Consider the following 13,082-nt stretch of genomic DNA (forward strand, 5'->3'; position numbering starts at 1 on the left):
AGGTCGTCCGCATGGGCAGTGCCGTCAAATACCAGCGCACTCTCTTCGAACCCGAGCACGATCTGTTCCGCGAGTCCTATCGCGCCTTCCTCGACCGGCACGTCGCGCCGTACCACGAGGAGTGGGAGAAGGCCAAGATCGTCGACCGGGGAGTGTGGCTGGAGGCCGGCAAGCAGGGCTTCCTGGGCATGGCCGTCCCCGAGGAGTACGGCGGCGGCGGCAATCCCGACTTCCGCTACAACACGATCGTCACCGAGGAGACCACCCGGGGCCGCTACAGCGGCATCGGGTTCGGCCTGCACAACGACATCATCGCGCCCTACCTGCTGCACCTGGCCAACGACGAGCAGAAGCAGCGCTGGCTGCCCAAGTTCTGCTCCGGTGAGTTGATCACCGCGATCGCGATGACCGAACCGGGCACCGGTAGCGACCTGCAGGGCATCAAGACGCGCGCCGTCAAACAGGGCGACCATTACGTCCTGAACGGCTCAAAGACGTTCATCACCAACGGAATCAACTCCGACCTGGTGATCGTCGTGGCCCAAACCGATCCCGAGAAGGGCGCGCAGGGGTTCAGCCTGCTGGTCGTCGAGCGCGGCATGGAGGGCTTCGAGCGCGGCCGGCACCTGGACAAGATCGGCCTGGACGCCCAGGACACCGCGGAACTCTCGTTCACGGATGTGAAGGTGCCCGTCGAGAACCTCCTCGGCGAGGAGGGCATGGGCTTCATCTACCTGATGCAGAACCTGCCGCAGGAACGGATCAACATCGCGGTGATGGCCGCCACGGCCATGGAAACCGTGCTGGAAGAAACGATCCAATACACCAAGGAGCGTAAGGCTTTCGGCAAGCCGATCGGTAGTTTCCAGAACAGCCGGTTCCTGCTGGCGGAGCTGGCGACCGAGGCCACCGTGGTGCGCATCATGGTGGACAACTTCCTGGCCCTGCACCTGGAAGGCAAGCTGACGGCCGAACAGGCCGCCATGGCCAAGTGGTACTCCACCGAGAAGCAGGTGCACCTGATCGACCGCTGCCTGCAGCTGCACGGCGGTTACGGCTATATGCGCGAATACAATGTCGCCCGTGCCTATCTGGACGCCCGCGTACAGACCATCTACGGCGGCACGACCGAGATCATGAAGGAGATCATCGGCCGCACCCTGGGTATCTAGCGGGTATCCAGCTCAACCGTGCGCCTCGTGGGCGTCGTGCACGCTGCGCAGTAGCATCGCGAGCTCCTCGTCCTGCCTGATCTCTGCGCTGTATTTGTCTGGGAGCGAATCGATTTGGCGCTCCACCCGGAGAAGTGCGGCGTAGGTGCTGTGCCGCTGGTCGGGGTTGTCCCGCGGCTGCAGTCCGCCGAACAGGTCTAGGTATTCCTCTGCGTGCCGGCGGGCTCGCGCGGCCAGGTTCAGCGTGCGTCCTCGGGCGGAGAGCAGCGAGACGAGCGTGGTGACCGCCAGGACGGCGACGATCACCAGCAGCGACGTCGTGATGCTGAGTTCTACAACCGGGACCGGCTGGCCGTGGTTGATGAACGGAAGGTTGTTGTCGTGCAGCGCTTCCAGGATCAGTTTGATCCCGATGAACCCGAGAATCACGGCCAGACCGTAGGACAGATAGATCAGCCGATCCAGCAGATTGTCGATCAGGAAGTACAACTGGCGAAGACCCAACAGCGAGAACGCCGTTGCTGCGAAAACCAGGTAGACGTTCTGCGTCAGACCGAACATCGCCGGCACCGAGTCGAAGGCGAACAACAGGTCGGTGCCACCGACGGCGATCATCACCAACAGCAGCGGCGTCATCACCCGCTTGCCGTCCTCCACGGTGAAGAGTCGGTCGCCCTCGTAGTGCTTGGCGGTGTGCAGGAAGCGGTTGGCCAGCCGGATGACGACGTTGTCGGCGGTATCTGCTTCCGGCTCTGCGGGTTTGGCGAGTTTGCCGGCCATGAACAACAGCAAAAGGCCGAACAGGTAGAAAGCCGAGTTGTAAGTGCTCAACAACGCGGCGCCCAGGACGATGAAGACCGTTCGCGCGACCAACGCGAAAGCGATACCGAACAACAGGACCTTCTGCTGCGCGACCCGCGGCACGGCGAAACCGCCCATGATGACCAGGAATACGAACAGATTGTCCACGGACAGCGCTTCGTTGCTCAGATAGCCGGCGAAGTATTCGATCGCCATCCGGGTACCGCCGAAAAAGGCTATGCCAAGGCCGAAAACGAACGCAATCCCGATATAGAAGGTTGACCAGACGGCGGCCTCACGTAGCGTCGGTACGTGCGTTTTGCGGATCTGGAAGGCGTAGTCGAACAGCATCAATGCCGCGATCACAGCGATCGTGAGGGCCCAGACAGGTCCGGAAACACCCATGAACGCTGGGTTTCCTCTCACGTGAACAAGCGCCATCCCGGGCGGGATGGTGTCTCCGGCACGGTAACCCAACGAGTGTGTCGCGCGCAGCGCGCATTCTCGCGACATGACCGCGGCACGGCATCATTTCGACATCAGGTCGATATCCGTTTCCGTAACATTTATGATTTGACTTCGCATTTCTCGTTCGCTAAAGCAAAGTTATGCGAGCCCGGTGTCGATGTGGATCGGAGCTGGGGAACGGCCCATGGCGGTGAATCCGCCGGCTCGCTGGGCGAGCAGGGCATCGGCTGGGAGGCTTGGTGAACGGGCAGAGGGGTCAATTGAGCAAGCTGGTCGGGCGTGCGTTTATTGGCTTGGCGGTTTCCGCGCTGCTTACGGGGTTGACGCTCGGGTTGACCACGGTGTTGCCGGCGCCGACCGCGTCCGCTTCTCCGATCGGCGATGCCGAGGCCGCCATGATGGCCGCATGGGAGAAAGCCGGCGGCGACACCTCGACGCTCGGCGCCAGGAAGGGTGACGTCTACCCGATCGGTGACGGCTTCGCGCTGGACTTCGACGGCGGCAAGATGTTCTTCACGCCCGCCACCGGCGCGAAATACATGTTCGGCCCCATCCTGGACAAATACGAGTCGCTCGGCGGCCCGGCGGGCAGCGATCTGGGTTTCCCGACCATCAACGAAGTGCCCGGGCTGGCCGGGCCGGACAGCCGGGTGAGCACCTTCGCGGCCAGCGACAACCCGGTGATCTTCTGGACGCCCGACCATGGCGCGTTCGTCGTGCGCGGCGCGCTCAACGCCGCCTGGGACAAGCTGGGCAGCTCCGGCGGGGTGCTCGGCGCTCCGATCGGGGACGAAACCTATGACGGTGAGGTCACCACCCAGAAGTTCACCGGCGGGCAGGTGTCCTGGAACCGTCAGACCAAGGAGTTCACCACCAACCCGCCGAACCTGGCCGATGCGCTCAAAGGCCTGCAGGTGGCGATTGACCCCACCGCGGCCATCAACATGGCCTGGCGCGCCGCCGGCGGTGCCAGCGGCCCGTTGGGCGCCAAGAAGGGCGACCAGTACCCCATCGGTGGCGACGGGATCGCCCAGGACTTCAACGGCGGCAAGATCTTCTTCAGCCCGGCCACCGGCGCCAACGCCGTCGAGGGCCCGATCCTGCAGAAGTACGAGGCACTCGGCGGTCCCGTCGGCAGCGAGTTGGGCTTCCCGATCACCAATGAGGCCGACGGCGGCATCACGCCGGCCAGTCGCGTCGCCACGTTCTCCGCCGCCGACAAGCCGGTGATCTTCTGGACGCCCGACCACGGCGCGTTCGTCGTGCGCGGGGCGATGAAGGCCGCCTGGGACAAGCTCAAGGGTGCCACCGGGAAACTCGGCGCGCCGGTGGCCGATCAGACCGTCGATGGCGACGTGGTGTCGCAGAAGTTCACCGGCGGCAAGATCTCGTGGAATCGCGCGAAGAACACCTTCGCGACCGACCCCTCGAACCTGGCGCCGCTGCTGTCCGGGCTGCAGGTCTCCGGCCAGAATCAGCCCGCGAACTCCGCCGCGCCGCCGCCCGGGAAGAAGTTCACCTTCCAATGGTGGTGGCTGGTGGCGGCAGTCCCGGTGCTGCTGCTGATTGTGATGTGTGTGCTGGTGGTCGCGGGGTTGCGCCGCCGTCGTGGAGGGCGGGACAGCGCTGGCTACCCCGACCACGGCTACGACGCGGGTGACTTCGACGCCCATCCCGACGAGCACTGGCCGCCGCATGACGACGTCGGTTACGGCTCGGAGCAATTCCCGCCCGCCGACCACCGTCCCGAGCCGGCGTCCGACCCGGGCTCGAGCGGACGGGTCAGCTGGTCTCGAGGCGGCGTCGCGGCGCCGCTGGGGAAGCCGGGGCTCGCCGGCCACGACGAGTACGAAGCCCATGACGAGTACGAAGCGCACGACGAGTACGAGGCGCATGCCGGATACGAGGCGCACGACGAATACGACGAGCGCGACGAGCACCGCGGTTACGACGACGACCTCGACGCGGCGGACGCCACGCCCACCACTCCGATTCCAGCTCAGGAGCCCGTCGGGGAGCCCGTCGATATCGAACCCGAAGTTGCCGAGACGGTGTCGCCCGAGGACTTCGTGTCCGAAGAGGACGTACCGGAAACATACGAGCCGGTCGCGCCGGTGCCCGACTTCAACACCGGACAGACCCTCGACGACGGGGCGTTCCCGGACGTCTTCTATCCGACCGGCGCCACGGCGGACGAGGAGGAGATCCCCGAAGCGGAGCCGCTGATCGAGTCGAGGCAGGGCCGACACGCGGCAGCGGACCCGGACGGGACCGCGACGCCGACGGTTGAGACAGCACTCGCCGCCGCGCCGCAGGCAGCCGCACCGCAGGCAGCCGGGCGCCCGACCATCCATCTGCCGCTCGTCGACGACCCTTACCGGGCCCCGGACGGCTATCCCATCAAAGCCAGCGCCCGGTTCGGCCTGTACTACACGCCCGACAGCGCGCTCTACCACGACACGCTGGCCGAGATCTGGTTCGCCAACGAGGAAGTAGCTCAGGCGAACGGCTTCGTCCGGGCGGACTGACACCTATACCTTGCGGATCACCGTGACGACTTTGCCCAGCACGGTCGCGTCATTGCCCGGGATCGGGTCGAATGCCGGGTTGTGCGGCATCAGCCACACTTGACCGCCCGCCCGCTTGAACGTTTTGACGGTGGCCTCGCCGTCGATCATGGCCGCCACGATGTCGCCGTTGTCGGCGACGTTCTGCTGTCGCACCACCACCCAGTCGCCGTCGCAGATGGCAGCCTCGACCATCGAATCGCCGACCACTTTCAACAGGAACAGCGTCCCCTCACCGACCAGCTCCCGCGGTAGCGGGAACACGTCCTCGACGGCCTCCTCGGCCAAAATCGGGCCACCGGCGGCGATGCGGCCAAGCACTGGGACGAAAGTGGGCTCGGGCAACGCGTCCGAGCCGGCGACATCGGTGACCGGCGGGGTGATGGCATCGTCGGCGCCGCGCACATCGACGGCGCGGGGACGGTTCGGGTCCCGCCGCAGGTAGCCCTTACGCTCCAAGGTGCGCAGCTGGTGCGCCACCGAGGAGGTGGACGTCAGGCCCACCGCGTCGCCGATCTCGCGAATGCTGGGCGGATAGCCGCGGGTGGTGACCGACGCGCGGATGACCTCCAGAATGGTGCGTTGCCGCTCGGTCAGCGTTGCGTCGACAGCGTGCAGGCGGCTGTCCGGGTTTGCTGCTGCAGGGTCGTTGCTGTCGCTCATGGCTCTGAATGTAGCGCCCAGCGCGTCCAGAATCAAACATGTGTTCGACCGGCGTGTCAGCAGCCGAAAAAAACACTCCGATCTGCCGAATCACAAGTGTGTAACTTTCCGCGCGTTCGGGTATTCGAAAGTCACCCAGCTGGTTCCACCGTCAAGACCTTGTCGGTGGGGAGGTCTACCGTTTTGCTCGTGCGACACGGGTCGCTCAGATGTTCGATATCGAACACCTGAGCGACTACGGTCGAACAAACGAGCGATAAGTAGTCGACCGGAGGGAACGGCATGGCACTCATCTACGCGGCCCCGCAGCGCACCTGGAACGCGCAACGGGTGGTGAACAGGCCCGTGAACAGGCCGATCAGCGAGTCGCCCGCTTACCGGACCACACCACCCCGGACCCACCGGCCAGGGCCGGCGCGTCCCGGCGGCACGCCGTTGCGCTACTACGGCACCGGGGTGGCCGTCTCCACTGCCCCGCACCGTCGGCGCGCGGTTTCGGTCGCCACGACGGTCGGGCTCGCCTTACTGGCCGGCATCGTCACCCTGTGGCTGGGTCTGATGGCGAATTTCGGCACCATGGCCAACGGTGAATCGACCGACGCCTCGAGCCGCGTACCCGCTGCGCTGGCGGTGGTGCGGGTGGAACCGGGCGAGTCGCTGCAGCAGTTGGCCGCCCGGGTGGCCCCCGGCGCTCCGGTTCGCGACGTGGTCGAACGGATCCGTGATCTCAATGCGCTGGACTCCAACGCCGTCGCCGCGGGCCAGACCCTGATCGCGCCCGTCGGCTGAGGGCCATCGGGTGCGCAGCGCGGATACCGCGTACTCTCGGGGTGTTCTGCACACCGGGTTGTCAGCACTAAGGAGCGGCCATGCACTGCCCGTTCTGCCGGCATCCGGACTCCCGCGTGATCGATTCTCGGGAAACCGATGAGGGGCAGGCGATCCGCCGCCGCCGGTCCTGCCCCGAGTGCGGGCGCCGGTTCACCACCGTGGAAACCGCGGTGCTCGCCGTCGTCAAGCGCAGCGGCGTCATCGAGCCCTTCAGCAGGGAGAAGGTGATCAGCGGGGTGCGCCGGGCGTGCCAGGGCCGCCAGGTCGACGACGACGCGCTGAACCTGCTGGCGCAGCAGGTGGAGGATTCGGTGCGCGCGGCCGGACCCGAAGTGCCCAGCCACGAGGTGGGTCTGGCCATCCTGGGTCCGTTGCGCGAACTGGACGAGGTCGCTTATCTACGGTTCGCCTCGGTCTACCGGTCCTTTTCCTCCGCCGAGGACTTCGAGCGCGAGATCGAGGCGCTGCGGTCCCACCGCAAGGTGTCCACCTCGGGCTGAACCGTGGCGTCTAGTCTGGCCCCATGCCGCCAGACCTGCATCCCAACCTCGAGCCGTTGGCACCGCTACTGGGCGTGTGGACGGGACGGGGTGCGGGGGAGTATCCGACGATCGAGCCGTTCGAATACCTCGAAGAGGTCGTTTTCTCCCACGTCGGCAAGCCATTCCTGAGCTACGGGCAGAAGACGAAGTCCGCCGCCGACGGCAAGCCGCTGCATGCCGAGGCCGGCTATCTGCGAGTGCCGCAGCCCGGTCAGGTCGAGCTGGTGCTGGCCCACCCGAGCGGTATCACCGAAATCGAGGTCGGCACATACTCGTTGAGCGACGACGTCATCGAACTCGAGTTGGTCACCACATCGGTCGGGCTGACCCCGACGGCCAAGGAGGTCAGCGCGCTCGGCCGCTCCTTCCGCATCGACGGTGACGAGCTTTCCTATTCGCTGCGGATGGGGGCGGTCGGTCAGCCCGTGCAGCACCACCTTTCCGCCGTGCTGCGCCGGCAAAGCTGAATGCCGCTATAACCGGCGAGCAGACGTGAAAGCCCCCGACGCGCCGAGCGCGAAGGGGCTTTCACGTCTGCTCGCGCAACGTCAGGTGGCGCTGCGTTCGTCGGCCCCCATCGCGTTCAGCACGGCGACCCGGGTGTCGGTCGGCCCGGACACGGTCCGCGCCCCGCCGCCGCTGCGCAGCAACTCACGCAGTGCGGCCTGGTCGTACTCGGGCGGGACGGTGGTGTCGATGAAGTTCTGCACGACGTCGAGGAACCGGGCCGGGTCGTCGTGGAAGGGGAAATGCGCGGAATCCTCGAAGATTTCCAGTCGCGAGCCCGGCATCGCGGCGTGCGCCATGTGGGCATGCTGAACCGGGATCACCGAATCCTTTGCGCCCCAGATGATCTGAACTGGGATGGCTTCGGTCAGATAACACCTGTCCAGCATGGTGACGATCTGTCCTCGCCAATCGACGACGGCCCGCAGGGTACGGGTGAACGCCGATGAGGCGGTCGGTTCGGGGAGGTCGTTGAGGATCCGCAGCATGTTCGGCAGATCGCGACCAAGGGCAGTCGAACCGAGCGCGAGCCCCGCCAGCTGGCCCAGCAACTGAACCGCCGGCAACACCATGGGCAGGCGCAGCAGCGCCAATGCCTCGGAGCCCATCGGCAACGAGGCGAACCTCAGCGCGATGTTGACGTCCTTGGTGACGCCGCCGGCGCCCACCAGGATCAAGCGGTCCACGAGATGGGGGAACTGATAGGCGAATTGCATCGCCACCCCACCGCCGAGCGAATGACCGATGATGGTCACCCGCTCGATGTCCAGGACGCTGAGCAGGTCGCGCATGCCGTTGGCGTACGCCGCGGCCGAATAGTCCGCGCGCGGTTTGTCGGACTTGCCGTGACCGAGCAGATCAGGCGCGATGACGGTGAACCGCTGCGCGAGCTTGGCGTGGATACCGGTCCAGGTGGTGGAGTTGTCACCGATGCCGTGGATCAACAGGATTGCCGGACCGGATCCGGCGATCCGGAACGCCCGCTTGTAGCCGTGAATGGTGCGGTACTGCAGCGACGGGGAGGTCACTTCCCGCACCGGGCGAAGATTGCGCTTCCGCTCGGTCATGTCGCCAGCCTTGTCGGGTCGATGGGGCGTTATTTCTTGTCGTCGTCGTCGTACTTCTTCTCAGCCTGCTGCGCCAGGAACCGCTCGAACTCGGCACCCAACTCGTCGCCGCTCGGCAGCTCCTCGTCATGGGCGAGCAAAGACCTGTTTTCCTGAGCGTCAATGAAGGCATCGTACTGTCGCTCCAGTGCGGCCACCACTTGAGCGACTTCCGCGCTCGCCTGCACCTGCTCGTCGATCTTTGTCCGGATCTCGGCGGCGGCGTCGGTCAGGGCGCTCAACGGGAGCTCAAGCGCTCCGGCCTTGGCGACCTGCTCGAGCAATGCCTGCGCGGCGGCGGGATAGTCGGTCTGCGTCAGGTAGTGCGGAACGTGCACGGTGAACCCGACGACTTCGTGGCCGTGCTGGGCCATCCGGTACTCCAACAGGTTGGAGGCGCTGCCCGGCACCTGGATCTCGGAAATCCACGGCGTGAAATCAGCGATCAGCTCCGGGTGGTTGGAGTGCGCGGTCATGGTGACCGGGCGGGTGTGCGGGACCGCCATCGGCACGGTGCCCAGGCCGATGGTCTGGCGCACTCCGAGCCGTTCGGCCAGCAACCGCACCGCGGTGATGAACCGTTCCCACTTCAGGTCCGGTTCCAGGCCGGAGAGCAGCAGGAACGGCGTGCCGACGCTGTCGCGCAGCGCATAGAGGCTGAGCTCGGGGTCGTCGTAGTGGGTGAAGTGGTCGGTCTTGAAGGTCATCAGTGGCCGCCGGGACCGGTAGTCCAGCAGCTCGTCGATGGCGAACGAGGCGACGAGCTCGGTGTCCAGCGCCGCCTTGAGGTGGCGGGACGCGAGCCGGATGGCGTGACCGGCGTCCGAGAAGCCCTCCAGGGCGTGCACCAACACCGGACCGCGCCCGTCGGACGTCGACAGCACCGGCGCCGGGAATTCGAGCTCGTACATGCCGGATTGGCCCGGCTGGTAGTCATGCGCCTCATCAGGGTGGGTCATGGTGCTCCTCCTCTCGGGGTCACACGGGTCCCTCTAGGTTCCCCCAACCAGTGTCTCTCAATCGAGGGGGTCCCAAGCCGGCACCGCACGAGATTTGCTGGCAACACGATCAACGCATACGGCGGGAATTCTATTCGCTTGCTGGTACCCAGCGATTCGCCCACGGTGGGACGCGAGGTGGTTCAGCGGCGGAACTGGTTGAGGGCGCGCATCTTGTTCGTCACGTCCAGCGCCGCGACCTTGTAAGCCTCGGAGAACGTCGGGTAGTTGAACACCGCGTCGACCAGATAGTCGACGGTGCCACCGCAACCCATCACGGCCTGCCCGATGTGGACCATTTCGGTGGCGCTGGTGCCGAAGAGATGCGCGCCCAGCAACTTGCGGTCGGTGGTGGACACGAGCAACTTGAGCATGCCGTAGGAGTCGCCGGCGATCTGGCCGCGGGCCAGTTCGCGGTACCGGCACACGCCGACCTCGTAGGGGATCGACTGCTTGGTCAGTTCCACTTCCGTGGCGCCGACGTAGGACACCTCCGGAATCGAGTAGATCCCGATCGGCTGCAGGGCGGTGATGCCTTCGGTGGGTTCCCCGAACGCGTGGTAGGCCGCCAGTCTTCCCTGATCCATCGAGGTCGCGGCCAGCGCGGGAAACCCGATGACATCGCCGACGGCGTAGATGTGCTCGACCTTGGTCTGGAACTGGTCGTCGACGAAAATCCTTCCGCGATGGTCGGTTTCGAGCCCGGCGTTCTCCAGGCCGAGGTGCTCGGTCTGCCCTTCCCGGCCCGCGGAGTACATCACCGTCTCGGCGGGGATCTGCTTGCCGCTGGCCAGGGTGGTGACCGTGCCCGAGGCGCCGACGTCGACCGCGGTGACCTCCTCGCCGAAACGGAACGTCACCGCCAGGTCGCGCAGGTGGAACTTGAGCGCCTCGACGATCTCGGGGTCACAGAAGTCCAGCATCGTGTCGCGCTTCTCGACGACGGTGACCTTCGTGCCCAGCGCGGCGAACATCGACGCGTACTCGATCCCGATCACCCCAGCGCCGACCACCACCATCGACGACGGCAACGACCGCAGGTCCAGGATGCCGTCGGAATCCAGCACCCGCTTCTCGTCGAACTCCACCCCCGATGGCCGCACCGGCTTGGTGCCGGTGGCGATGACGATGTAGTCGCCGCTGACCGTCACCCGCTCACCCTGGGCGTCTTCCTCCACGAGGATGGTGTGCGGGTCGACGAAGCGGCCATGACCGAGCACCAGGTCGATCCGGTTGCGCATCAGCTGCGACCGCACCACGTCGACCTGTTTGCCGATCACATGCTGGGTCCGGGCGAGCAGGTCGGCCGGGGTGATCTTGTCCTTGACCCGGTAGCTGGCGCCGTACAGCTCGCGCTGGCTCATGCCGGTCAGGTAGACGACCGCTTCCCGTAGCGTCTTCGACGGGATGGTGCCGGTGTTCACGCAGACGCCGCCGACCATCCGGCCCCGCTCGACGATCGCGACCGACTTGCCCAGCTTTGCCGCGGCGATCGCGGCCTTCTGGCCGCCGGGCCCGGATCCGAGAACGACCAGGTCGTATTCGCGCATGGAAGTCATGGTTAGACGATAGAGCCCACAGTCGCGACTTTCTCCACAAGCGGGCGGCTGAATCACGTTGTGCGAGCACGAACTGACGGTCGGTGTCGTCAGCGTGGACGCCATGACGACGCAACGAGCTGACTTCGAACTCAATCGCCCCGGCGCTCTGATCGCCGCACTGCCGGCGATCCTCGGTTTCGTGCCGGAGAAATCGCTGGTGCTGGTTTCGCTGGAGGGCGGTGGGATGGGCTCGGTGCTGCGCGCCGACCTGTCCGAGGACCTTCCCGGCCGTGTCGAGCAGCTCGCCGAGGTGGCCGCGGCAGCACGTCCGGACGCCGCGATCCTGGTGCTGGTGGACGACGAGGGTGCCCAGTGTCCGGTGTGCAACGACGAGTACCGCGAGCTTTGCGACGCGCTCACCGATGCGCTGGCGCGGTACGGCATCCAGCGCTATGCGGCGCACGTGGTGGACCGGGTCGCCGCGGGCGGGCGTTGGCATTGCGTCGACGGCTGCGGCGCGGGCGGGCCGATCGACGATCCGGCGGCGTCACCGCTGGCCGCGGCGGCGGTGCTGGAGGGGCGGCGACTGTATGCCCGGCGCGCCGACCTGCAGGCGGTGATCGCGACCGACCCTGGGCGCAGCGAAGCGCTGGCGGCCGCGGTCGAGAAGGCGGCGATCGCACGTGCGGCCGCGTGCGAAGCCGATCCGGCCGGCTGCGGCCGGCGCGACGTCGAGCTGGCCATCGACGCCGCCGCCCGGGTGATCGACGGGCAGGGCCTCAGCGATGCGGAGTTGGCCCAGCTGGGGTGTGCGCTGATCGACGTGCGGGTGCGCGACACGCTGTATGCCCTCGCGGTGGGCGAGACGGCGGACGCCGCCGAGGCGCTGTGGTCGCTGCTGTCGCGCCTGTTGCCGCCACCGTGGCGGGTGGAAGCGGTGGTGCTGTTGGCGTTCAGCGCCTACGTGCGCGGTGACGGACCGCTGGCGGGGGTGTCACTGGAAGCCGCGCTGCGTTGCGACCCACAGCATCGGATGGCTGGCATGCTGGATCAGGCGTTGCAGTCGGGCTTGCGCCCCAACGACATTCGCAAGCTGGCCGGTACCGGCTATCGGCTGGCCGCCCAACTGGGGGTGCGGTTGCCGCCGCGGCAGGACTTCGGCCGGCGCGCCGGCTAGTGGCTCAAACCTTCTCGACCTTGACGGCGTGCGCCATCTCGTGCGGCAGGGTGACGTTCTCGTGGCCCGGGATGACGATGGTCACGCCGCCGACACCGGTCTCGACGGTCACCCGCGCGTTGGGCACCACGCCGGCGTCCTTGAGCCGGGTGATCAGGTCGATGTCGCCCTGGACGTGCTCGGTCAGCTGGCGGACGACGACGGCGACCGGGGATCCCGGCGGCAGCTCGGTCAGCCGGACCAGGATCGCGTCGTCGGCGTCGAACTCCGAACCCACACCCAGGTCCAGCAGGCCCGGGATGGGGTTGCCGAACGGAGAGGTCGTGGGGTTGTTGAGCACCTTGACCAACCGGCGCTCGACGTCCTCACTCATCACGTGCTCCCACCGGCATGCCTCGGCGTGCACCTCTTCCCATGGCAATCCGATGACGTCGACCAGGAGGCGCTCGGCGAGGCGGTGCTTGCGCATCACGGATATCGCCAGCGCGCGGCCCTTGTCGGTGAGCTCAAGGTGGCGGTCGCCGGCCACGCGGAGCAATCCGTCGCGCTCCATCCGGGAGACGGTCTGGCTCACCGTCGGCCCGCTCTGCTCCAGCCGTTCGGCAATCCGCGCACGCAGCGGCGTTACACCCTCTTCTTCGAGGTCGTAGATGGTGCGCAAGTACATCTCGGTGGTGTCAACCAAGTCGTTCATTCAGCATCCTCCGTT

At 66.5% G+C, this 13,082-nt stretch carries 12 protein-coding genes; 6 read left to right on the forward strand and 6 right to left on the reverse strand.

Annotated features, from left to right (window positions below):
* Positions 1 to 11 precede the first annotated feature (11 nt).
* On the forward strand, positions 12 to 1,172 hold the full coding sequence (locus A9X01_RS06690) for an acyl-CoA dehydrogenase family protein (protein ID WP_065120000.1): 1,161 nt from the start codon (positions 12 to 14) through the stop codon (positions 1,170 to 1,172).
* Between the two features lie 12 nt (positions 1,173 to 1,184).
* Here A9X01_RS06690 and A9X01_RS06695 read toward each other — a convergent pair whose 3' ends face one another.
* On the reverse strand, positions 1,185 to 2,378 hold the full coding sequence (locus A9X01_RS06695; RefSeq protein ID WP_065120001.1) for a TerC/Alx family metal homeostasis membrane protein: 1,194 nt from the start codon (positions 2,376 to 2,378) through the stop codon (positions 1,185 to 1,187).
* Positions 2,379 to 2,680: 302 nt separating this feature from the next.
* Between A9X01_RS06695 and A9X01_RS06700 the strand changes: the two genes are divergently transcribed.
* A complete protein-coding gene (locus A9X01_RS06700) occupies positions 2,681 to 4,969 on the forward strand; it encodes an LGFP repeat-containing protein (protein ID WP_172832458.1) in 2,289 nt (762 codons plus the stop codon).
* 3 nt (positions 4,970 to 4,972) lie between these two features.
* Here the strand turns inward: A9X01_RS06700 and lexA are convergent, their stop codons facing one another.
* Entirely contained in the window at positions 4,973 to 5,671 is a 699-nt protein-coding gene (lexA, locus tag A9X01_RS06705; protein ID WP_065120002.1) for a transcriptional repressor LexA, read from the reverse strand.
* A gap of 282 nt (positions 5,672 to 5,953) precedes the next feature.
* On the opposite strand from lexA, the gene A9X01_RS06710 reads away from it, so the two are divergent.
* The 3 genes from A9X01_RS06710 to A9X01_RS06720 all read left to right on the forward strand — a co-directional run bounded on the left by A9X01_RS06710 (position 5,954) and on the right by A9X01_RS06720 (position 7,511).
* Entirely contained in the window at positions 5,954 to 6,460 is a 507-nt protein-coding gene (locus A9X01_RS06710) for a LysM peptidoglycan-binding domain-containing protein (RefSeq protein WP_065120003.1), read from the forward strand.
* A gap of 80 nt (positions 6,461 to 6,540) precedes the next feature.
* A complete protein-coding gene (nrdR, locus tag A9X01_RS06715) occupies positions 6,541 to 7,002 on the forward strand; it encodes a transcriptional regulator NrdR (RefSeq protein WP_036354954.1) in 462 nt (153 codons plus the stop codon).
* Positions 7,003 to 7,025: 23 nt separating this feature from the next.
* Positions 7,026 to 7,511, forward strand: coding sequence for a peroxynitrite isomerase (locus A9X01_RS06720; RefSeq protein ID WP_065120004.1), 486 nt, complete (start codon positions 7,026 to 7,028; stop codon positions 7,509 to 7,511).
* Positions 7,512 to 7,592: 81 nt separating this feature from the next.
* Here A9X01_RS06720 and A9X01_RS06725 read toward each other — a convergent pair whose 3' ends face one another.
* From A9X01_RS06725 to sthA, 3 genes are all read right to left on the reverse strand, one after another.
* The gene (locus A9X01_RS06725) at positions 7,593 to 8,618 is read right to left on the reverse strand and encodes an alpha/beta fold hydrolase (RefSeq protein ID WP_036354962.1); all 1,026 of its coding nucleotides are present in this window, start codon (positions 8,616 to 8,618) and stop codon (positions 7,593 to 7,595) included.
* Between the two features lie 29 nt (positions 8,619 to 8,647).
* Positions 8,648 to 9,616, reverse strand: coding sequence for a proteasome assembly chaperone family protein (locus A9X01_RS06730; RefSeq protein WP_065120005.1), 969 nt, complete (start codon positions 9,614 to 9,616; stop codon positions 8,648 to 8,650).
* Positions 9,617 to 9,798: 182 nt separating this feature from the next.
* Complete coding sequence (sthA, locus tag A9X01_RS06735) at positions 9,799 to 11,205, reverse strand: Si-specific NAD(P)(+) transhydrogenase (RefSeq protein WP_099051012.1); 1,407 nt, start codon at positions 11,203 to 11,205, stop codon at positions 9,799 to 9,801.
* Positions 11,206 to 11,317: 112 nt separating this feature from the next.
* Between sthA and A9X01_RS06740 the strand changes: the two genes are divergently transcribed.
* Positions 11,318 to 12,373, forward strand: coding sequence for a DUF4192 domain-containing protein (locus tag A9X01_RS06740; RefSeq protein WP_065120091.1), 1,056 nt, complete (start codon positions 11,318 to 11,320; stop codon positions 12,371 to 12,373).
* A gap of 4 nt (positions 12,374 to 12,377) precedes the next feature.
* Here the strand turns inward: A9X01_RS06740 and A9X01_RS06745 are convergent, their stop codons facing one another.
* On the reverse strand, positions 12,378 to 13,067 hold the full coding sequence (locus A9X01_RS06745; protein WP_065120006.1) for an iron-dependent transcriptional repressor DtxR: 690 nt from the start codon (positions 13,065 to 13,067) through the stop codon (positions 12,378 to 12,380).
* Positions 13,068 to 13,082: the final 15 nt, after the last annotated feature.

Origin of the sequence: Mycobacterium asiaticum (assembly GCF_001668675.1) — a bacterium.
GTDB classification, from domain to species: Bacteria; Actinomycetota; Actinomycetes; order Mycobacteriales; family Mycobacteriaceae; genus Mycobacterium; species Mycobacterium asiaticum_D.